Annotated in this window: 18 protein-coding genes; 13 read left to right on the top strand and 5 right to left on the bottom strand. The window is 71.5% G+C overall.

The features are described 5' to 3' along the window. Positions 1-45 precede the first annotated feature (45 nt). Complete coding sequence (locus QIS99_RS20135) at positions 46-981, top strand: 3-oxoacyl-ACP reductase (RefSeq protein WP_282514946.1); 936 nt, start codon at positions 46-48, stop codon at positions 979-981. A gap of 25 nt (positions 982-1,006) precedes the next feature. Here QIS99_RS20135 and QIS99_RS20130 read toward each other — a convergent pair whose 3' ends face one another. Next, complete coding sequence (locus QIS99_RS20130) at positions 1,007-1,618, bottom strand: TetR family transcriptional regulator (protein WP_282514945.1); 612 nt, start codon at positions 1,616-1,618, stop codon at positions 1,007-1,009. Positions 1,619-1,937: 319 nt separating this feature from the next. Between QIS99_RS20130 and QIS99_RS20125 the strand changes: the two genes are divergently transcribed. The 3 genes from QIS99_RS20125 to hsaA are packed head-to-tail and all read left to right on the top strand — an operon-like array spanning position 1,938 to position 5,536. Further along, on the top strand, positions 1,938-2,735 hold the full coding sequence (locus QIS99_RS20125; RefSeq protein ID WP_282514944.1) for an SDR family NAD(P)-dependent oxidoreductase: 798 nt from the start codon (positions 1,938-1,940) through the stop codon (positions 2,733-2,735). Continuing rightward, positions 2,735-4,321 carry a FadD3 family acyl-CoA ligase gene (locus QIS99_RS20120; RefSeq protein WP_282514943.1) on the top strand — a complete coding sequence of 529 codons (1,587 nt, stop codon included), beginning with the start codon at positions 2,735-2,737 and terminating at the stop codon, positions 4,319-4,321. The genes QIS99_RS20125 and QIS99_RS20120 overlap by 1 nt, the downstream gene beginning before the upstream one ends. A 48-nt stretch (positions 4,322-4,369) precedes the next feature. Beyond that, positions 4,370-5,536: a 3-hydroxy-9,10-secoandrosta-1,3,5(10)-triene-9,17-dione monooxygenase oxygenase subunit gene (gene hsaA, locus QIS99_RS20115; RefSeq protein WP_282514942.1), complete on the top strand. Its 1,167-nt coding sequence runs from the start codon at positions 4,370-4,372 to the stop codon at positions 5,534-5,536. Positions 5,537-5,626: 90 nt separating this feature from the next. Here the strand turns inward: hsaA and QIS99_RS20110 are convergent, their stop codons facing one another. The 3 genes from QIS99_RS20110 to QIS99_RS20100 form a co-directional block, all read right to left on the bottom strand. Next, positions 5,627-6,412, bottom strand: coding sequence for an SDR family oxidoreductase (locus tag QIS99_RS20110; protein WP_282514941.1), 786 nt, complete (start codon positions 6,410-6,412; stop codon positions 5,627-5,629). 158 nt (positions 6,413-6,570) lie between these two features. After that, on the bottom strand, positions 6,571-7,083 hold the full coding sequence (locus tag QIS99_RS20105; protein WP_282514940.1) for a nuclear transport factor 2 family protein: 513 nt from the start codon (positions 7,081-7,083) through the stop codon (positions 6,571-6,573). Positions 7,084-7,133: 50 nt separating this feature from the next. After that, complete coding sequence (locus QIS99_RS20100; RefSeq protein WP_282514939.1) at positions 7,134-7,991, bottom strand: TIGR03619 family F420-dependent LLM class oxidoreductase; 858 nt, start codon at positions 7,989-7,991, stop codon at positions 7,134-7,136. Between the two features lie 266 nt (positions 7,992-8,257). On the opposite strand from QIS99_RS20100, the gene QIS99_RS20095 reads away from it, so the two are divergent. Continuing rightward, a complete protein-coding gene (locus QIS99_RS20095) occupies positions 8,258-8,875 on the top strand; it encodes a TetR family transcriptional regulator (RefSeq protein ID WP_282514938.1) in 618 nt (205 codons plus the stop codon). A 49-nt stretch (positions 8,876-8,924) separates the two neighbouring features. Beyond that, positions 8,925-9,701: an SDR family oxidoreductase gene (locus tag QIS99_RS20090; RefSeq protein ID WP_282514937.1), complete on the top strand. Its 777-nt coding sequence runs from the start codon at positions 8,925-8,927 to the stop codon at positions 9,699-9,701. Positions 9,702-9,745: 44 nt separating this feature from the next. Here the strand turns inward: QIS99_RS20090 and QIS99_RS20085 are convergent, their stop codons facing one another. Continuing rightward, positions 9,746-11,389, bottom strand: a complete 1,644-nt coding sequence (locus QIS99_RS20085) for a class I adenylate-forming enzyme family protein (RefSeq protein ID WP_282514936.1) — start codon at positions 11,387-11,389, stop codon at positions 9,746-9,748. Positions 11,390-11,682: 293 nt separating this feature from the next. On the opposite strand from QIS99_RS20085, the gene QIS99_RS20080 reads away from it, so the two are divergent. Genes QIS99_RS20080 through QIS99_RS20050 form a run of 7 tightly spaced genes read left to right on the top strand, consistent with a single transcriptional unit; the run spans position 11,683 to position 19,991 of the window. After that, a complete protein-coding gene (locus QIS99_RS20080; protein ID WP_282514935.1) occupies positions 11,683-13,296 on the top strand; it encodes an ABC transporter substrate-binding protein in 1,614 nt (537 codons plus the stop codon). Positions 13,297-13,328: 32 nt separating this feature from the next. Continuing rightward, positions 13,329-14,297: an ABC transporter permease gene (locus tag QIS99_RS20075; RefSeq protein WP_282514934.1), complete on the top strand. Its 969-nt coding sequence runs from the start codon at positions 13,329-13,331 to the stop codon at positions 14,295-14,297. Continuing rightward, a complete protein-coding gene (locus tag QIS99_RS20070) occupies positions 14,290-15,324 on the top strand; it encodes an ABC transporter permease (protein WP_282514933.1) in 1,035 nt (344 codons plus the stop codon). Before QIS99_RS20075 ends, QIS99_RS20070 begins: the two co-directional genes overlap by 8 nt. Beyond that, positions 15,321-16,334: an ABC transporter ATP-binding protein gene (locus QIS99_RS20065; protein WP_282514932.1), complete on the top strand. Its 1,014-nt coding sequence runs from the start codon at positions 15,321-15,323 to the stop codon at positions 16,332-16,334. The genes QIS99_RS20070 and QIS99_RS20065 overlap by 4 nt, the downstream gene beginning before the upstream one ends. Continuing rightward, on the top strand, positions 16,331-17,362 hold the full coding sequence (locus QIS99_RS20060; protein WP_282514931.1) for an ABC transporter ATP-binding protein: 1,032 nt from the start codon (positions 16,331-16,333) through the stop codon (positions 17,360-17,362). The genes QIS99_RS20065 and QIS99_RS20060 overlap by 4 nt, the downstream gene beginning before the upstream one ends. After that, a complete protein-coding gene (locus QIS99_RS20055) occupies positions 17,359-18,594 on the top strand; it encodes an NADH:flavin oxidoreductase (protein WP_282514930.1) in 1,236 nt (411 codons plus the stop codon). The genes QIS99_RS20060 and QIS99_RS20055 overlap by 4 nt, the downstream gene beginning before the upstream one ends. Beyond that, the gene (locus tag QIS99_RS20050) at positions 18,591-19,991 is read left to right on the top strand and encodes an amidase (RefSeq protein ID WP_282514929.1); all 1,401 of its coding nucleotides are present in this window, start codon (positions 18,591-18,593) and stop codon (positions 19,989-19,991) included. Before QIS99_RS20055 ends, QIS99_RS20050 begins: the two co-directional genes overlap by 4 nt. Positions 19,992-20,120 lie beyond the last annotated feature (129 nt).

The following is a 20,120-nucleotide window of genomic DNA, read 5'->3' as shown; positions in this document are numbered from 1 at the left end:
CCCGTATCACCGTGATGCCGTACGTAGGACAGAGGGAGCCGCAGCATGAGCGCGAAGCACAGCCTGGAAGGGCGTACCGCCATCGTCACCGGCGCAGGTTCCGGCCTCGGCAGGGCCGAGGCACTGGCCCTCGCGGCCAGGGGCGCCGACGTGGTGGTGAACGACGTCGGCCCGGCGGCCAGGGACGTCGTCGCCGAGATCAAGGACCTCGGCCGCGGTGCCGTCGCGGTCACCGGAGACGTCGGCGACTGGTCCATGGGGGACCGGCTCGTCGAGGCGGCGGTGGAGAGCTTCGGCGGCCTCGACATCGTCGTCAACAACGCCGGTGTTCTGCGCGACAAGATGCTGTTCAACCTCACCGAGTCCGACTGGGACGACGTGATCCGGGTCCACCTGAAGGGTCACGCGGCCGTCTCACGGGCCGCGGCCGTGCACTGGCGGGCGGCGAGCAAGGCCGCGGGCGGCCCCGTGTACGGCCGGATCATCAACACCTCTTCCGAGGCCTTCCTGTTCGGCGCCCCCGGGCAGCCCAACTACTCGGCGGCCAAGGCCGGCATCACCGCCCTGACGCTGGCCACCGCGCAGGGCCTCGCCCGCTACGGCGTACGGGCCAACGCGATCTGCCCGCGCGCCCGCACCGCGATGACCGCGCAGGCGTTCGGCGCAGGCGACCAGGCCGCCGCGGGCGGGCTCGACATCATGGCGCCGGAGCGGGTCGGCACCTTCGTCGCGCACCTGGCGTCGCCCGCCTCGGACGAGATCAACGGACAGGTGTTCGTCGTCTACGGCGACATGGTCGCGCTGATGGCGGCCCCCACCGTGGAACGGAAGTTCACCGCGGCCGACGGCGTCTTCACCCCCGAGGAGCTGGACGAGCAGCTCACGGCCCACTTCAAGGGCCGGGACCCGTACCGGACGTACGCCGCCTACTCGGTGGCCGAACTCGACACCACGGGGACGCAGCCCACCGGCGCGCGCTGAGCGGTGGCGGGTCGCCCGTGGCTGCTCAGCCCGTGTCCTCCTCGGGCGCGAGCAGCAGCTCGCAGGCCATGCGCAAGTCGGCGTCCGCTTCGGCGGGCGAGGAGCGTTCGTTGAGCCGGGACTGCAGGACGCCGTACCACAGCAGGGTGAGCAGCCGGATGCGGCTCAGATGCTGCTCCGTCGGCTCCGCCACGCCCCAGGCCCTGAGCAGCAGGTCCTGGAAACCGGTGTCCACGCGCGCGAGGTCGGGGACGGTGTGGGCCCGCGCCGCGTTCGCCGACTGGATCATCGCGGTGGCCAGTTCGGGTTTCCGCAGCAGATTGCGGGTGGCACCGGCCAGCGCGGCGAACACGGCGTCCCCAGGCCGGCTGTCGGTCGCAGGATCGGGCAGCCGTGCCCCGAACTCCTCGATCTGCTCGGCCATCACGGCGGTGAACAGATGGGTCTTCGAGGGGAAGTAGCGGTAGAGCGTGGCGATCGCCACGCCCGCCGCCTTGGCCACCTCGTGCATCTGCACGCGCTCAAGGCCCGTCTCCGCGGCGATCGCCTCGGCGGCCTTCAGGATGCGCCGACGACGCGCGTGCTGCCTCGGAGAGCTGGGCTCGGCACCAGCCCTGGCCTCGGCGATTCTCGGCATCCCGCACCCCCGGAGATCAGTCGACGAACGATCCCCGACCCTACGCCGCTCGCGCCCGCCACGTCAGTCCGAGCCCCGGCCCTCACCACGTCCCGTACGGCGAGTGAGGTGAACGCCGTCGCCGTCCGTCACGGAGCCACCCCGCAACGTCCCGGCCAGTGGGAGCCCGAAACCGGGGCCGCGCGGACCGGTCCTATGTTCAGCGCAACCGGGACGCGACAAGCGCAATCGGGGCGCGACAAGCGCAACCGGGACGCGACAAGCGCAATCGGGGCGCGACAAGCGCAACCGGGACGCGGACGCTACAGAAGGGAAGACGATGCTCGACAAGGGTGTGTACGGGCCGTGGGCCGTCGTCGCCGGAGGGTCCGAGGGAGTCGGCGCCTCGTTCGCCCACCGCCTCGCGGACGCCGGCATCAATCTGGTGCTCATCGCCCGCAAGCCGGAGCCACTGCGGCAGACCGCGGAGGAGGCCAGGGCGCGCGGCGTCGAGGTGCGCACCCTCGCCCTCGACCTGCTCGCGCCCGACGCGGTGACGCGGATCCGCACGGCGACCGAGGACCTGGAGGTGGGCCTGCTCATCTTCAACGCCGGGGCCAACAGCTACGGACACGAGTTCGTCAGCGGGGACCTGGACCGCGTCCAGGGCGTCCTCGACCTCAACATCACCGCCCAACTGGCCCTCGCCCACCACTTCGGCGCCCTCATGAAGGACCGAGGGCGGGGCGGCATCATGCTGGTCGGCTCCCTCTCGGGCTACCTCGGACAGGCCACGATCAGCGTCTACTCGGCGGCGAAGGCATTCAGCCGGGTCTTCGCCGAGGGACTCTGGCTCGAACTCCGGCCGCACGGCGTACACGTCCTGGAACTGGTGCTGGGCGTGACGCGCACCCCCGCCATGGAGCGGGCCGGGCTGCGCATGGACCTGCCGGGGCTGCGCGTCGCCGAACCCGACGACGTGGCCCGTGAGGGCCTTGAGCGGCTCGCGGACGGCCCCGTGTGGGTGGCCGGCGGCAACGCCGAGACGGCCGAGCGGCGCAGTGGCTTTCCGCGGGCCGAACTGGTGCGTGGCGCGCACGAGGCGTCCCGTCGGCTTCTTCCCGCCGCGGCCAAGTGATGGGCCAGGCCGATGACCGGCTGACGCTTCCCCGGGTGCTCGCCCGTACGGTCGCGGACCACCCCGGCGTCGAGGCAGTCGTGGACGCCGAAGTACGGCTGACGTACCAGGACTTGGGCGAAGCCGTGCACCAGGCCGCCAAGTCCCTGATCGCGCTGGGCGTGTCGCACGGTGACCGCGTCGCACTCTGGGCGCCCAACGGTCACCGCTGGGTGGTCGCGGCACTGGCGGCCACCGGCATCGGCGCGATCCTGGTGCCCGTCAACACCCGCTACAAGGGAGACGAGGCCCGCTGGGTCCTCAAGAAGAGCGGGGCGCGCCTGCTCCTCGTCGACAACGGCTTCCTCGGCCACGACTACCTGGCCATGCTCGGCGCCGGTCCCGACCGCACCGCACCGGTGCCGGGCCTGCCCGCCCTCACGGACGTGGTGCTGACCGGCGGCGCCGACACCCCCGGCACCACAGGGTGGGACGCCTTCCTGCGCCTGGGCCGCACGGTCCCCGACGCCACCGCCGCTGCGCGGTCCGCGGCCGTCGCCCCCGACGACCCCTCGGACCTGCTCTTCACCTCCGGGACGACCGGCCGCCCCAAGGGCGCACTGACCACTCACCGGCAGAATCTGCTGACCTACCGCGCCTGGTGCGGACGCACCGGACTGACCCGTGGCGACCGCTGTCTGATCGTCAACCCCCTTTTCCACTGCTTCGGCTACAAAGCGGGCGTGCTCGCCTGCGTCTCACAGGGCGCCACGATGGTGCTGCAGGCCGTCTTCGACACGGACCGGACCATGTCCCTCATCGAGACCGAGCGGATCACCGTCCTGCCGGGACCGCCGACCCTCTACACCTCGCTCCTCGACGCCCCGGGACGCGACCGGTTCGATCTCACCTCGCTGCGCCTCGCGGTGACCGGCTCCGCCGTCGTCCCCGTCACCCTCGTACGGAGGATGCGCGCCGAACTCTTCCCCGCGGTGCTCACCGCGTACGGCCTCACCGAGAGCTGTGGGACGGTGACCGCCTGCTCGGCCGGGGACGACGACGAGACGGTCGCCCTGACCGTCGGCCGTCCCCTGGACGGTGTCGAGGTCGTGGTGGTCGACTCCGCGGGGCGGCGGCTGCCCGCCGGGCGGGACGGCGAGATCCTGGTCCGGGGCTTCAACGTGATGCTCGGCTATCTCGACCAGCCCCCAAACGCCCCGCCGGCCGTCGACCCGGACGGCTGGCTCGCCACCGGAGACATCGGGCGCCTCGACGAACGCGGCAATCTGACGATCACCGGGCGGTCCAAGGACATGTTCGTCGTCGGCGGGTTCAACGTCTACCCGGCGGAGATCGAGCAGGTCCTCACCCGGCACGAGGCCATCGCGGAGGCTGCCGTCGTCGGCGTCCCCGACGCCCGCCTCGGCGAGGTCGGCCGGGCCTATGTGACCCTGCGCCCCGGAGCACCGGCCGACTCCGCCGAACTCATCGGCTTCTGCCGCGGACGGCTCGCCAACTTCAAGGTCCCCCGCGAGGTCGTCGTCCTCGACGCCTTCCCCCGCAACGCCTCCGGGAAGATCCACAAAGCCGGACTGCGGCACCCATGACGCCGCCACAGGACACCGGGACATCGCACGCACACGGAGGTCGCCGCTATGGGCAATGAGGTTCTGGAATCGGTGCGCACCCTGCTCCCCGGCCTCGCGGACCGGGCGGTCGCCGCCGACGAGGCGCGGCGGATCCCCGAGCGCACGGTCCGCGAACTCGTGGACGCCGGCGTCTTCCGGATGCTCCAGCCCCGCCGCTACGGCGGTCTGGAGAGCGATCCGGTCGATTTCTACGCGGTGGTACGCGAGATCTCCGCCGTGTGCTGCTCCACCGGCTGGGTGGCGTCGGTGCTCGGCGTGCACCCCTGGCAGCTCGGCCTGTTCGCCGAGCAGGCGCAGGACGAGGTCTGGGGCGACGACCGGGAAACCCTGGTCTCCTCGGCGTATGCCCCGGTGGGGCGGCTCACCCCGGTCGACGGCGGCTACCGGCTCACCGGCAGGTGGAGCTTCTCCTCCGGTTGTGAGCACGCCGAGTGGGTGCTGCTCGGCGCGCTCGTGGTCGGTGCGCAGGGACGGCCGGTGGACTTCCTCACCGTCCTGGTGCCCCGGTCCGACTACCGCATCGACGACGTCTGGGACGTCGTCGGTCTGCGCGGCACCGCGAGCAACGACATCCTCGTCGACGACACCTTCGTCCCGGCCCACCGGGTGATCCGCAACTACGAGCTGGCGCAGCTGAAGGGGCCGGGCCAGAAGGTCAACCGAGGCCCCCTCTACCGGCTGCCGTTCGGCGCGATCTTCACCAGTGCCGTCACCGCGCCGGTGATCGGGGCCGTCTCCGGCGGATTCGAGTCGTACGTCGCGCTGATGAAAGAGCGGGTCCGCCTCAGCCTGGGGGGTGGCCGGTTCGCCGAGGACCCCTTCGCGCAGGTCGCCATCGCGCGGGCGGCGTCCGACATCGACGCGACGGTGCTGCAGATGGACCGCAATCTGCGTGAACTGGCCGAACTGGCCGCAGCCGGGCGGGAGATCCCGATGGAGCTGCGGCTGCGGACCCGGCGGGACCAGGTCAGGGGCACCGAGCGGGCCGTGGCTGCGATCGACCTGCTGTTCAAGACGGCGGGCGGTCATTCGCTGCGGCGCGGCAATCCCATCGAGCGGGCCTGGCGCGACGCCCACGCCGGCAGCGTCCACGTGGCCAACGACGTGGAGCGCGCCCTGGCCATGTACGGCCGCGGAGCCTTCGGCCTTGCAGTCGAGGACAACCTGGTCTGACCGCTCGGCAGCGCCTCAACCCCGGCCTCGGGACCAGGACCAGGTCCTGAGACCGGGGGTCAGGCGCTGCCGACTTGTCCTTGCAGCACGTCAGCCGGCGGTGTTCCGACGCGCCGCGAGGTAGCGGGCGGGGACCTCTCCGCCGCCGTGCACCGCAAGGTCCGCCCCGTTGACGTACCCGGACAGTTCGCCCGCGAGGAACAGGCAGGCGTGGGCCACGTCCTCGGGGACGGCCATCCGCTCCATGGGGATGACGCCGGCCACGGCGGCCCCGCCGTCCGCTCCGTAGACTTCGGCGGCGCTCTCGGTGCGGATGAGGCCGGTGGTGATGTGGTTGACCCGCACCTGTGGTGCCCACTCCAGGGCCAACGCCCGGGTCAGTGCGAGGAGTCCGGCCTTGGCAGCGGTGTAGGCGGCCGTGCCCGGCTGCGGGTCGTGCGCCGAGACGCTGCCGATGTTGATCACGGTGCCGCCGCTCTCCTGGTCCCGCATGACCCTGTTGGCGGCCTGCGCGACGTAGAACGGGGCGAGCAGATTGAGCGCGACGATCTTCTCGACGAAGCGGGGGGAGACGGTGGCCGAGTCCGCGTCGGGCGAGCCGCCCGCGTTGTTGACGAGCACGTCGAGCCGCCCGAACCGGTCCACCGTGGCGGCGACCAGACCGGCTGCCGCCGCGGGATCGCGGACGTCGCAAGGCAGGAACACCGCCTCCCGTCCGCCCCCGTGGGGCGGCGATGCGGGAGCACGGCGCCCGCAGACGACGACGTACGCACCGGCGTCGAGAAACGCCTCGGCGATCACCGCGCCGATCCCCTTGGTGCCGCCGGTGACCAGTACCACGCGATCCGTGAAATCCAGCGGATTGCCCATCTTCATATCGCCTCGTTCCTTTCTGAATCGGTCGGAGGATGCGGCCGGTTGGCGATCACGCGGGGCGCGGGCCGAGTGCGGCGCCGAGCGCTGCCGAACGTGCCGCCTCCACCACGACGTACGCATCAACGACGTACGCATCAACGAGCCGGTGCTCGACGGCCTCAGTCATCCGCCGGTTCGCCCCGCACCCCGCCCTGCAGGAGAGCGGGTGACTCGGGGCGGCCGTCGAGGATCCGGTTCGTACGGGTCGTGACCAGCCAGCCGGTGTCCGAGCGCCGCAGCCGCCAGTGGTTGGCGGTCGCCCGCCGCACCACGTACCGGCCCTCATCGTGGACCACCATCAGTGAGTGGCACACGGCGACGGCGGTGTCCCCGTCCACCGTGATGTGCGGTGGGCCGACGACGTGCGCGCAGCCGGCCCGTATCCAGCCTTGATGTGCGGCGGAACGCACCATGGCGTCGATCTCGTCCCGGCCGCTGAGGTAGAGCTCGTCGATGTCGTAGACACCGTCCGGCTCCCAGAGCCCGGCGACCTCGGCCGCGCACCCGCTGTCGACGAGTGGGCCGTACGACGTCATCAGACGGGCGATGTCGCGCTCGTCCTCAAGTCGGCGCAGCCGCGCCTCAAGTGTGGCAAGTCCGTCCGCTGCCAAGGGGGTTGGACGATCGGTCACCGTGACTCCTTCTCGGGTGGTGGGCGGGAGCGGCAGCGCGTCAGGACGGATCAGGACAGAGCAGCGGCCAGGGCGGCGAGCGCCTCGGCCTGCTCGATGTAGTGGTCCGCCGATTCGGCGGTCAGCGACACGCTCACCAGCGTCGCCCCTGCCTCGGCGGCCCTCTGCAGTGCCGCCGAAGTCCGACTGGCGTCCCCCGAGGGATCGAGCGGCCGGCCCGCGCTGAGCACCACCTCGAAGCCCTCGGGCAGGTCCGCGGCGCCGACCATCTCGCCGAGCCGGTCGAGCGGCAGGCCGAAGGGCACCCAGCCGTCGCCGTGGGTCACGGCCCGGCGCAGCGAGCGCGGGGTGCGTCCCCCGATCCACAGCGGGACGCGGTCCTGGACGGCATGCGGTTCCACCACGAAACCCTCGTAGTCGAAGTGCTCGCCGTGGTAGGCGGGTTCGCGCCGGGACAGGCTCACGCGCAGCGCGGCGATGGCGTCGTCGGCGATCGCCCCACGCCCCTCGAAGGCCGCGCCGAGCAGCTCGAACTCCTCCTGCAGGCTGCCGACCCCGAGGCCGAGGACCAGGCGGCCGCCCGAGATCCGGTCCAGTGTGCCGTAGCGCTTGGCGAGGGCGAGCGGATGGTGGTAGCCGAGGACCAGCACCTGGGTCGCGAAGCGGATCCGGCGGGTGCGGGCGGAGAGATGGCCGAAAGTCGCGAGCGGATCCCAGTAGGTCCCTCCCCGCTGTTCGGCGACGTCCGCGGGGACCGCGACGTGTTCGGAACAGGTCAGATGGTGGAAGCCGAGCCGGTCGGCGGCCTCGGCGATCGCCGCGAGTTCCTCGATACCGGCGGTGCGCTCCCACGGGGAGTGCGCGCCAGGAACGGCCGTGACGACGGGGCTGTTGATTCCGAGTCGCATGGACACCTCTCAGGAGCGGGCGGTCGGGCTCATCCCATCGGGTGTGTCCGGTCGGGCGCGGCGCGCGTCCCGGTGGGCGGGAACCCGACGAGCGGGTCCGGACGGGGCGGCGGGCACGCGGTCGGCGAGCGGCGCGTCGAGCGGCGGCCGAAGTCCCCTGCCGCACACGGATCCAGGGGCGCTCACCGTCCCATTCACCGGGAACCCGCCCGCCCGGCACGGGATCGGTTCACGATCGTGTACGGGTCGCCGTGGAAGGGAGCACCGTGCGCAGACCGTCGGGGGTGCGAGAGCCCGCCGAGCCGCACTCGGCCAAGCAGCAGGAGCGGTATGCCCGAATGCTGCGTGCGGCCGGCCGACTCGGTGCACAGCACGGCTTGGAGCGGATGCAGATGCACGACGTGGCACGGGAAGCGGGCGTCGCGATCGCCACGCTCTACCGCTACTTTCCCTCCAAGACCCACCTGTTCGCCGCGCTCATGCACGACCGGGTCCGGCGCCTCGACGCCGAAAGCCCGTCGCCCCCACCGGACCTCAGCCCCGTCGAAGCCGTCGTGCAGCTCCTGGTGAAGGCAGGCGGCCAGCTCTTCGAGCAGCCACGCCTCGCTCTCGCGATGATGCAGTCCAACAACGCCGCGAGCGTCGGCGATGCCCCCGGGGTGCGGCAGACGGACGAGATCGTCCGCGATCTGGTGCTGCGCACCGCCTCCGTCACCGACCCCACCGACCGGGAACTGCAGGCGGTGCGCATCCTGGAACTGGCCTGGTACGGGCTCCTCACGACGGTGCTTTACGAGAGGTCGTCGGCCGCGGACGCGCAGGAAGGCGTTCGCCTGGCCTGCAGCCTGCTGCTCGGTCCGGTCATCGGGGACCGCCGCACTTGATCTCCCGGACAGGCCCTGGCGTAAAAATCACCCGAGTCGAGGAGAACCCATGCCGCGCTGTGCCGTCGTAACCGGAGCCGGATCCGGGATCGGAGCCGCTGTGACCGCCCTGCTGAGGTCCCAGGGGGACCGGGTCGTCGGGGTGGATCTGCGGGGCGCCGAGATCGAGGCCGACCTGGCCACGCCCGAGGGACGAGCACGGGCGGCACGGGCTGTCTCCGATGCCACCGGGGGAGTCACCGACACCGTGATCACCTGCGCCGGCACGTCGGTGCCGGGCGAGGGCATGGTGACCGTCAACTACTTCGGTACGACCGAGTTCGTCACCGCCCTGCAACCCGCGCTCGCCGCGTCGAGCGCACCCCGGGTGGTGGTGATCGGCTCCGTCTCCGGCACCCGGCCCGCCGACGAGGCCGTGGTCGCCGCCCTGCTCGCCGCCGACGAGGAGACCGCCCTTCAGCACGCCCGCACCGCGATCGCGGAAGGACGCGAGCGGCAGCTCTACCCCTCGTCCAAGTCGGCGCTCGCCCAGTGGGCCCGGCGTACCGCGGTCGCCGTGGGATGGGCCGACACGGGCATCCCGGTGAACGTCGTCGCGCCCGGCATCGTGCTGACCCCCATGAGCGCGGACCTCTTCGACGACCCCGAGATGAAGCGGGTCATGGACACGGCGGTGCCCATGCCGCTCAACGGCTATCTGCAGCCCGAGGACGTTGCCCGCGCGGTCGCGTTCCTGGCCTCGGAGGCGAACACCCACATCACCGGGCAGGTCCTCTACGTCGATGGCGGCGCCGAGACCACCCTGCGCGCCCCCTCGGTGTTCTGACCCCGGACGGGGCCCCGACCGACGGAAGGGGCCCCGTCGGCCGCTCAGGGCTGTACGGCCCGCCGCAACACCTTGCCCGTGGCGTTGCGGGGCAGGCTCTCGGTCGTCAGGCGCCACCGCTTCGGCACCTTGAAGTAGGCCAACTCCTTTGCGACGCGGTCCCGCAGATCCTCCTCGGTGAGGTCGGTGCCCGGCTCGGTCACCACCACGGCAGCGACCTCCTGCCCCAGATCCGGATGCGGAACGCCGACGACCATGCACTCGCGTACGCCGGGATGCTCGGCGATGACGGTCTCGATCTCGGCCGGGTAGACGTTCTCACCGCCTCGGATGATCAGGTCCGAGCGGCGGCTGACCAGGTGCAGACGGCCGTACTCAAGCCGGCCGAGATCGCCGGTGCGCAGCCAGCGGTCCGCGTCGAGGGCGTCGGCGGTGGCTTCGGGATCGCCCCAGTAGCCGAGCATGTTGAAGGCACTGCGGACGCAGACCTCGCCCTCCTCGCCGTCGGGCAGCACCTGCCCGGCGGGGTCGCGGATCTCCAGGCGGACGCCGGTGACCGGCCGGCCGAGCGTGCCGGGTGCCTCCTCAAGGTCCTGCGGGGACGCCGCCGCGATCGCGGTGCAGGACTCGGTCAGGCCGTAGCTGTCGACAAGGGAGTTCCTGGCGAACGGCAGTTGCTTGCGCAGTCGTTCCTTGAACTCCGTGGACGACGGTGCGGAGGCCAGCGAGAACGCCGTCAGCGACGACGTGTCGTAGGCGTCGGCGCCGCCGTGCTCAAGGAGCCGGTGGGCCATCGTGGGCACCGCGCCCCAGTTCGTGACGCGTTCGCGCTCCACCATGCCGAGGACCGCGTCCACGTCGAAGGCGCCCTGGTGCAGTGCGATCCGGCTGCCGGTCGCGAGCCGGGGCACCGCGAGGTTGTGCAGGCTCGCGATGTGGAACAGCGGCAGGACGAGCAGGTAGACACGGTCCTTCGCGGCCGGCGGGTCGCCGAATTCCTCAAGCAGGGCGTCGTTGAGCCGGTGGTACTCCACGACCGAGAGCAGATTGCGGTGCGTGTGGACGGCGCCCTTGGGGCGTCCGGAGGTGCCGGAGGTGTAGAGGATGACGGCCGGGTCGTCCTCGGCGACGTCGGCGGAGGGCAGCGGCTCGTCCTCGTACCGGGTGCAGAAGCGCGCGATGTCGTTCTCCAGGGAGAGCAACGGCACCGCGCAGTCCTTGATCTTCGGCCGCTGCCTGGTATCCGCGACGACCAGGGACGGTGCCGCGTTCTCGACCCCGTAGGCGAGTTCGCGGGGTGACCACCAGGCGTTGAAGCCGACGGACACGGCGCCGATCGACACGGTGGCCCAGAACGTCAGGATCCACTCGGGGGAGTTGGCCGCGGCGATCGCGACCCGGTCGCCCTTGCCGATCCCGTACTCCTCGCGCAGGACGCGCGCCAGCGAGGCGACCCGGCCGGCGTGCTCGGCGAACGTGATCCGACGGTCGGCCGTGACGATGTAGTCCCGGTCGCCGTGGTCGACGGACTCGTGCAGCACCTCGTGCAGCGCACGCCGCCGGTGCCTGAACACCGGCAGACAAGTGCCCAGGACTTCCGTGTCGGCGAGCTCGAACCGACCGCCCGGTGCGGTGAGTTCGTCGAGAACGGCGCGGGCGGTGGTGCGTCGGTCCTTGGCGCTGGGCATCGAGGACTCCTCTGGGGCGTCGGGGGACTCCACTGGGATCGCGGTCCGGCCAGTGTCGGCCCATTGCGCGCCGTCGGCACCCACCAGGTTCCGGTCACTGGGACGGTGCTCCGCCGCAGCGGCCCGCCCACTCCCCGCGGACAGTCACGCGCGGCGCCGACGGCATCGGTTCCCGGTCAGTGGGATGCGTCACGTCGGCCGGATTCGACCGCCGTAGCGTCCCCCACCTGATGCGGTCCCGGGCCCCGCCCGGTCCCTTCCCCCACTGCGCCACAGGACTACTGGAGGAAGACATGAAGCGAGCACCACGGGTGCATGCCCGCACCGCCGCAGCCTTCGTGGCCGTGGGCCTGCTCACCTCCGCGTGCGCCTCGCCCGGCGAGAACGACGGCGGCAACGAGCAGAAGACCGAACGCGGCCGCTACGAGTTCGGCACCATCGGCAACCAGGGCAAGGCCGGAAAGCCGGTACGCGGCGGCACCCTGCACTTCGCCGACTACACCGAGGCCCGCAGCCTCAGCCCGGCCGCCACCTACGCCACGGGCGCGTCCGGCGGCTCCGCCCTCGCCGCCGTCTACGACGTACTGATGCGCTACGACACCGAGGCAGAGAAGTACGAGCCCTGGCTGGCGAAATCCCTCAAGAGCAGCAAGGACTCGAAGACCTGGACGCTCCGGCTGCGTGAGGACGTCACCTTCTCCGACGGCACCCCGCTGAACGCGAAGGCCGTCGTCGGCAGCATCAAGTGGTACCAGGAGAGCAAGGGCGCCGACGCCACGCTGCTCGCCGCGAACATCGCCAGGACCACCGCACCCGACGACCACACCGTTGTCTTCACGATGCGCAGGGCATGGGCGGGATTCCCGGCCCGGCTCGCCCAGGCACCCGGCATGATCGTGGCGCCCGCCGCACGGGCCGGCAAGACGTTCAAGCCGATCGGCGCGGGCCCCTTCACCCTCCAGAAGCACGCTCCCCAGGAGGAGATGGTCCTCAAGGCCAACAAGGACTACTGGAAGGGCGAGCCGTACCTCGACGCACTGCGTTTCACGTGGCCGAACTCCGACCGGGCCAGGCTGGAGGCTCTGGAGGACGGCAGCGCGGACGTCACCTACGTGCGCAGCCCCGATGTGGTCGACGAGGCCGTGAAGGCCGGTCATCCGGGCGAGCTCACCCTGACCGGCCTGGGCAACATGGTCACGATCAACACCCGTAAGGGCAGGCCCGGTCAGGACATCCGGGTCCGCAAGGCAGTCGCCTTCGCCCTCGACCCGGTGCTCGACGCCAAGCGCAGCTACCAGGGCAAGGGGCTGCCCGGACAGGAGCTGTTCCCGCCGGAGTCGCGGTGGCACTCGAAGGTCGAGCCGCTCGGCGTGGACCTCGCAGCGGCGAAGAAGCTCCTGGCGGCGGCCAAGAAGGACGGCTACGACGGCACCATCACCTACATGGACGGCACCGACCCGGTCTCGCGTGCCAAAGCCGTCGTCACCAAAGCCATGCTCGAACGCGTCGGTTTCAAGGTGAAGCTCGACCTGGTCTCCTCGACGGCCGACCGCGTGTCCAAGACCTACATCGACCACGACTTCGACCTCAGCCGCGGCGCGGCCAGCGTCTCCGAGGGCGACCCCTTCCACCGGCTGCAGAGCGTCCTGGACTCCAAGAGCTACGGGAACCCCGGCGGCTACGCCGACGCCGAGATGGACAAGCTGCTCGTACAGCTGCAGGGCGCGGCGAGCGACCAGGAGAAGCAGCAGGCCATCGACGCGGTGCAGCGACGGATCAACGAGACGGTGCCGGTGGCGAATCTGGGGGCCAGCGCGGCCTTCACCGCCTGGGGCAAGGACGTGCACGGCATCGTGCCCACCGACGAGTACATGGCCCTGTTCGGCGAGGCGTGGCTCAGCAAGTGAGGCCCTCCGCACCAGGCAGACCTGGAGGAACCATGAGTGCCGCCGCACTGCGCCGCCTCGCCCTGAGGGTGCTGGAACTGGCGGGAGTGCTGTGCATCGTCAGCGTCGGCGTCTTCTCCCTGGTGGTCCTGTTGCCGGGCGACCCGGCGGTCGACATCCTCGGCCCCGGACGGCCGCCGTCCGAGTACGCCGAACTCCGCCACGAGCTGGGCCTCGACCAGCCGTTGCACACCCGGTACTTCGACTGGCTCGGCGGTGTGCTCACCGGCGATCTCGGCCGGTCGGTCGTGCCGCCGCAGAGCGAAGTGAGCGACCGGGTGGTCTCTGCGCTGCCGGTGAGCGCGGAGATCGCGGTGCTGGGCCTGCTCATCGCCCTGCTGATCGCCGTGCCCCTGGCCATGTGGTCCGCGTACCGCGAGGGCGGGATCGCCGACCGGATCATCGGGGCGGGCACCTTCGCCGTCCTGTCGGTGCCCAGCTTCCTGGCCGGACTGCTCCTTGTCATGGTGATGGTCAACTCGCTCGGCTGGTTCCCCCGGTCCGAGTGGGTGCGGATCGGCGACGGAGACCTCCTCGGCAATCTGCACCACGCCTTCCTGCCCGCGCTCACCGTGGCCCTGGTCGAACTCGCCATGTTCGCCCGGGTGTTGCGCGGCGACCTGATCGTCACGCTCCGCGAGGACTTCATCCTCGCCGCGCGCGCCAAGGGCATGAGCCCGCTGCGGATCCTGTTCACCGACGCGTTGCGCCCCTCCTCGTTCTCCCTCGTGACGCTGCTCGGCCTGAGCCTGGGCCGGCTGATCGGCAGCACCGTGATCGTGGAGTACCTCTTCTCGCTGCCCGGCATGGGATCGCTCGTCGTCAACGCCGCGAACCAGGGCGACTATCCGATGGTGCAGGGCGCCGTGCTGACCATCGCGGTCATCTACGTGGTGATCAACGCCGGCATCGACTTCTCGTACGGCCACCTCGACCCGAGGACGCGACGTGTCCATGTCTGAGATCGCCCCGCGGACGCGATCCGCGCTCGCACCACCTGTCCTGGTGACGACGACCCTCGCCGTCACCGGCCTCGTCCTGCTGGTGTTCGGTGCCACCACCTCCGTACTCATCGCACCTGCCAAGGCGGGCATCGCGCTGCTCGGCATCGGCCTGTTCCTCAGCGGCGCCTCGCGGGTCGGCAAGGCGCTGGCCGGGCCGGGCTTCGACATCGTCTTCTGGGCGTCCGCCGTCTGGCTGGTGCTGCTCGCCCTTGCCATCGCCTTCGTGGGATGGCTGCCGCTCGGCGAGGACCGGGACGTCGCGGCCACCGTCACCGAACCGGTCTTCGCTACCCCGACGTTCACCGGCCCGCATCCCCTCGGCACCAACGGCTCCGGCCTCGACCTGCTGGCCCGGTCCCTGTACGGCGCGCGGTCCTCGCTCCTGATCTCGCTCACGGCCGTCGTCGTGGGAACGGTCGTCGGAGGACTCGTCGGGATCGTCGCCGGCTACTTCCAGAAGGCGGTGGACCGGATGGTGGGCATCGCCACGAACGCACTGCTCGCCGTGCCCCCGCTGATTCTGCTCATCGCCCTTGCCACGGTCCTCGAACCGCGGCTGCGCAACGTCGCCCTGTCCCTGTCCCTGCTCACCGTCCCCGGCATGGTGCGGCTGAGCCGGGCCACCACCGTGGCGTACGCCAACCGCGAATTCGTCACCGCCGCACGGGCCATGGGCGCCAAACGCTCGCGCATCATGGCGCGTGAGCTGCTGCCGAACGTACTGCTGCCCATCACTTCGCTCGCCGTCGTGATGATCTCGGTCCTGATCGTCGCCGAGGCGTCCCTGAGCTTCCTCGGGCTCGGCATCCAGCCGCCCGAGCCCACCTGGGGAAACATGATCGCCGAAGGGGAGGGCGACGTCTTCGAGGCGCATCCGCACATCGTCCTGGTGCCGGGGGCGTTTCTCTTCCTCACCGTGTTCGCCTTCAACATCGTCGGCGAGAAGGCTCGTCAGCGGTGGGACTCCCGGAGCGTGAAACTGTGACGTCCGCACCCGCACCCCTGCTCCGGGCCACCGACGTGGCCACCGTGTTCCGCACCCCGCGCGGCGCCATGCGCGCCGTCGACGGCGTCTCACTGTCACTGGCCCGCGGGGAGACCCTGGGCATCGTCGGAGAGTCCGGCTCCGGCAAGTCCGTCCTCGGCCGCACCCTGATGGGCCTGATCACCGACGGCCCCGGAACCTCCGTGACCGGTTCCGTGCTCCTCGGCGGCAAGGACGTGCACGCTCTCTCCCCGGCCGGGCGCCGGGCCCTGTGGGGCACCGAGGTCGCCATGGTCTTCCAGGACCCGATGACCTCCCTGAACCCGGTGAAGAAGATCGGGCGGCACCTGTCGGAGAGCGTCCGCCTCCATCTCGGCCTCAGCCGCGCCGCATCCCGGGAGCGGGCCGTGGAGTTGCTGCGCCAGGTCGGCATCCCCGAACCGGCCCGGCGTGCGCGCCAGTATCCGCACGAACTCTCCGGCGGCATGCGCCAGCGCGTGGTCATCGCCATGGCGCTCGCCTGCGGCCCCCGGCTGCTGATCGCCGACGAACCCACCACCGCGCTCGACGTCACCGTGCAGAAGCAGATCCTCGACCTGCTGCAGTCCCTCGGCGAGGAACTGGAGATGGCGACCATCCTCATCAGCCACGACCTGGGCACCATCGCCGGACGGACCGACCGTGTCGCCGTGATGTACGCGGGCCGCCTCGTCGAACACGCCCGTACCACCGAGGTGTTCGACAACCCCGAGCACCCGTACAGCCGGGCCCTGATCGCCTCGATCCCGCACCTGGGCCTGCCTCCGCACACGCTGCTCCCCGCCATCGAGGGACGCCCGCCCAATCTGCTGAACCCGCCGCCCGGCTGCCGGTTCGCGCCCCGGTGCAGGCTGGCCACGGACCTCTGTACGGCTCAGCCGCCCGCCCTCACCGCCCGCGCGGGTGACGACACCGGCGGCGCGGTCGCCTGTCACCACCCGCTGGGCGCAGCCAAGGAGGCCACGGTATGACCCTCGCCCCCCACGCTCCCGCCGCCCCGGAGCCCGCGCGCCCCGCACTCACCGCCCGCGCCCTGGTCGTGGAGTTTCCGGTGGGCCGCGGCCAGAAGGTGCACGCAGTCTCCGGCGTGGACCTCGACCTGCCGGCGGGCCGGACCCTCGGCATCCTCGGCGAGTCCGGCTGCGGGAAGTCGACCGTCGGCCGAGCCCTCATCCAGCTGCCGCCCCCCGACTCCGGCACCGTCCGGCTCGGGGCCGAGGAACTCACCGCCCTCGGCCCCGAGGAGCTGCGCCGGGCGCGGGCCCGGATCCAGATCATCATGCAGGACCCGGTGTCCGCCCTGAATCCGCGCCGCAAGGTCAAGGACCTGGTGTGGGAGGGCCCGTCGATCTGGGGCCGCGCAGCGGCGGACAAGGACACCGAGGTCGACGCGATCCTGCGGGCGGTCGGCCTCGACCCGGAGACCGTACGGGACCGCAGGCCGCACGAGCTGTCCGGAGGCCAGTGCCAACGGGTGTGCATCGCACGGGCGTTGATGCTCGACCCGGAGGTGCTGATCTGCGACGAGCCCGTCTCCAGCCTGGACGTGTCCGTGCAGGCCCAGATCCTGAACCTCCTGGAGACCACGACCAGGGAACGCGGCCTGAGCATGGTGTTCATCGCCCATGACGTCTCCGTCGTCAAGAACATCAGCGACGAGGTCATGGTCATGTACCTCGGCAAGGTCTGCGAGGTGCTGCCGTCCGACGGCATGCACCTGGCAGCAGCCCACCCGTACACCCGCCTGCTTCTGGCCTCCCTGCCCGAGGCCCAGCGCAGCGGCGACGGCTCCCCCGCGCACCCCGGTGCCTCCGCTGAACCGGCGGTCGTGGCGGCCGAGTTGCCTTCACCACTCGATCCGCCCTCGGGCTGCCGGTTCCGTACCCGGTGCCCGCTGGCCACCGACCGGTGCGCCGCGGAGGCACCCGGCCTCCGGGAGATCGCCCCGGGGCACCGGATCGCCTGCCACCACATCGAGTCCACGAGGAGCCTTCCGTGACGACCAGTCCCCAGCCGCCCGCCCCCGACGTCTTCGCCCCCGCCGGAATCGGCCCCCTCCAGCTCCGCAACCGCGTCATCAAGGCCGCCACGTACGAGGGACTCAGCCACAGGTCGCTCGTCACCCGGGACCTGCTGGACTTCCACGTGGCCTACGCAAGGGGCGGCGTCGGCATGACGACCGTCGCGTACTGCGCGGTCGCCCGGGAGGGGCGCACCGACCGGCATCAGATCTACTGGACCGACGAGGCGATGCCGGGGCTGCGCCGGCTGACCGACGCCGTGCACGCCGAGGGCGCCGCGGTGTCCGCGCAGATCGGTCACGGCGGCCCTGTTGCCAGCCCCAAGGCCAACGGCGCCCCGGCTCTCTCCCCGTCGAAGCACTTTCACGCGACCTCGCTGAGCTGGGCGCAGGAGGCGTCCGTAGCGGACATCCGGCGTATCACCGAGGCTCATGCAGAGGCGGCGCGCCGCGCCGTCGAGGCGGGCTTCGACGCCGTCGAGGTGCACCTGGGCCACAACTACCTGGCCAGTTCGTTCCTCAGCCCCAGGGTCAACCACCGCACCGACGCCTACGGCGGCAGCCTGGAGAACCGGGCCAGGTTCGCCCGCGAGATCATGAAGGCCGTACGGGACGCGGTCGGCGGCCGTATCGCGGTCATCGCGAAGATGAACATGGACGACGGTGTGCCCGGCGGCTTCTGGCTGGACGAGGCCATCCCGGTGGCGCGGTGGCTCGAACAGGACGGCACCGTCGACGCGTTGGAGATGACTGCGGGCAGTTCCCTCCTCAACCCGATGTACCTCTTCAAGGGCGACGCGCCGCTGGGGGAGTTCGCCGATGTCATGCCGCAGCCGATCAAGCTCGGGGTGAAGGCGGTCGGCAAGCGGTTCCTGCACAGCTACCCCTACCGGGACGCCTATCTCCTGGAGGACGCACGCCAGATCCGGGCCGCCGTGGACCTGCCGATGATCCTCCTTGGCGGGATCACCGGCAAACCGGTCATGGACCTGGCGATGCGGGAGGGCTTCGAGTTCGTGGCGATGGCCAGGGCCCTGCTGCGGGAGCCCGACCTGATCAACCGCCTGCAGAAGAACGCCGATACGCCGTCCCTGTGCATCCACTGCAACAAGTGCATGCCGACCAACTTCACCGGAACCCGCTGCGTCCTCACCGACCGCGGCACCACCCGCCACGCGAGCTGGGGCAAGCCCGAAGGGTACGTGGCGTGAGCGGCCCGGACGCCCACGCCACCGCCGCGGCCGTCAGGAGCGGAGAGCGGGACGCCAAGGCCGTCACCGAGGAGGCGATCGCCCGCATAGAGGACCGTGGCCCGGGGCTCGGCGCGGTGATCCACACCCGCTTCGAAGCAGCCCGCGCAGAAGTGGCGGCGGGGCTGCCGGACGGCCCGCTGCACGGCGTACCCATCCTCGTCAAGGACCTCGGCACCGAGGTCGACGGTCTGCCCGCGACCGGCGGCAGCAGGCTGTTCGCCGCCGTGACCGCCCGGCGCGACAGCGAGCTCGTGGCCCGCTACCGGCGGGCGGGAGCGGTCGTGCTCGGCACCACCAACACGCCCGAACTGGGTCTCAACGCCTCCACCGAACCGGTACTCCACGGCCCCACCCGCAACCCGTGGAGCCCCGCGCACTCGCCGGGCGGCTCAAGCGGCGGCTCGGCGGCGGCGGTGGCCGCCGGCCTGGTCCCCGTCGCGCACGCGAGCGACGGCGGGGGCTCGATCCGGATCCCGGCAGCGGCCTGCGGCCTCTTCGGCCTCAAGCCCAGCCGCGGCAGGGTCTCGCCCGCCCCGCGGCCCACCACCCTGTCGGGCCTCGTCTCCGGGCACCACGCCATCACCATGACTGTGCGGGACAGCGCGCTGCTGCTCGACGTCGCGGCAGGCCCGCTCCCCGGCGACGCGTACGCGGCCCCCGAACCGTCGGCCCCGTTCGCGGAACTCGCCCGCCGCGACCCGGGAAGACTGCGGATCGGCCTGCTCACCGAACTGCCCGACGGACCGGACGTGCACCCGGAGTGCGCGGCCGCCGCACGCGGCGCGGGCAAGCTGTGCGAACGCCTCGGCCACGACGTCGTACAGGCCACCGCCCACTACCGGCCCGAGGACGTCGGCCGGACATCCGGGGTCCTGATGGGCGCAGACCTCGTGGCGCAGATCGACGCCCGCCTCGCGGACCTCGGCAGGCCCCTGGCGGACGACGACATCGAACCCTTCACTCGCGTCCTGTACGAGCACTACCGGGCCCTGCCCGCGGCCGACGTGAGCCGCGCGCTGCGCCGCGCCCAGGAGATCGGCTGGGAGGCCGGCGCCGCGTTCCGCGAGTGCGACGTGCTGCTCAGCCCGACCCTCGCGCGTCCGACACCGCGGCTCGGCACGCTCGACACGACCCGCCCGGAGTCGGTCTACGAGCACGCCTCCGTCTACGCCGCCTTCACCAGCGTCCACAACGTCACCGGCATGCCCGCTATGTCGGTCCCCTTCGGCCGCGACGGCGAAGGCCTGCCGCTGGGCGTCCAGTTCGCCGCGCCCCTCGGCGGCGAGGGTGTGCTCCTTGCCCTCGCCGGGCAGCTGGAGCGGGCGGCGCCGTGGAGGTGCCCGCCTGCCCCGTGACCGCGGCTCATGCCGAAGTCGGCGGCCATGACGGCCGGGGAAGTGGCCGTTCTGGCGGCAAGTGCGGTCAACGGCCCACCACTTGGGCGTCAGATGTCTGATATCAGATGCCTTGATAGTGTGGGAAGG

The organism is Streptomyces solicavernae (genome assembly GCF_029968095.1).
Classification (GTDB): domain Bacteria; phylum Actinomycetota; class Actinomycetes; order Streptomycetales; family Streptomycetaceae; genus Streptomyces; species Streptomyces solicavernae.
The sequence above is the reverse complement of the archived record's forward strand: the minus strand, read 5'-3'. Positions and strand labels throughout refer to the sequence as shown.

Coding starts and splice junctions, on each gene's coding strand:
- QIS99_RS20090 (WP_282514937.1), top strand. CDS start 8,925: ATGCCGCGCTGTGCCGTCGTAACCGGAGCCGGATCCGGGATCGGAGCC.
- QIS99_RS20060 (WP_282514931.1), top strand. CDS start 16,331: ATGACCCTCGCCCCCCACGCTCCCGCCGCCCCGGAGCCCGCGCGCCCC.
- QIS99_RS20100 (WP_282514939.1), bottom strand. CDS start 7,991: ATGCGACTCGGAATCAACAGCCCCGTCGTCACGGCCGTTCCTGGCGCG.
- QIS99_RS20075 (WP_282514934.1), top strand. CDS start 13,329: ATGAGTGCCGCCGCACTGCGCCGCCTCGCCCTGAGGGTGCTGGAACTG.
- QIS99_RS20125 (WP_282514944.1), top strand. CDS start 1,938: ATGCTCGACAAGGGTGTGTACGGGCCGTGGGCCGTCGTCGCCGGAGGG.
- hsaA (WP_282514942.1), top strand. CDS start 4,370: ATGGGCAATGAGGTTCTGGAATCGGTGCGCACCCTGCTCCCCGGCCTC.
- QIS99_RS20120 (WP_282514943.1), top strand. CDS start 2,735: ATGGGCCAGGCCGATGACCGGCTGACGCTTCCCCGGGTGCTCGCCCGT.
- QIS99_RS20085 (WP_282514936.1), bottom strand. CDS start 11,389: ATGCCCAGCGCCAAGGACCGACGCACCACCGCCCGCGCCGTTCTCGAC.
- QIS99_RS20130 (WP_282514945.1), bottom strand. CDS start 1,618: ATGCCGAGAATCGCCGAGGCCAGGGCTGGTGCCGAGCCCAGCTCTCCG.
- QIS99_RS20070 (WP_282514933.1), top strand. CDS start 14,290: ATGTCTGAGATCGCCCCGCGGACGCGATCCGCGCTCGCACCACCTGTC.
- QIS99_RS20110 (WP_282514941.1), bottom strand. CDS start 6,412: ATGAAGATGGGCAATCCGCTGGATTTCACGGATCGCGTGGTACTGGTC.
- QIS99_RS20135 (WP_282514946.1), top strand. CDS start 46: ATGAGCGCGAAGCACAGCCTGGAAGGGCGTACCGCCATCGTCACCGGC.
- QIS99_RS20080 (WP_282514935.1), top strand. CDS start 11,683: ATGAAGCGAGCACCACGGGTGCATGCCCGCACCGCCGCAGCCTTCGTG.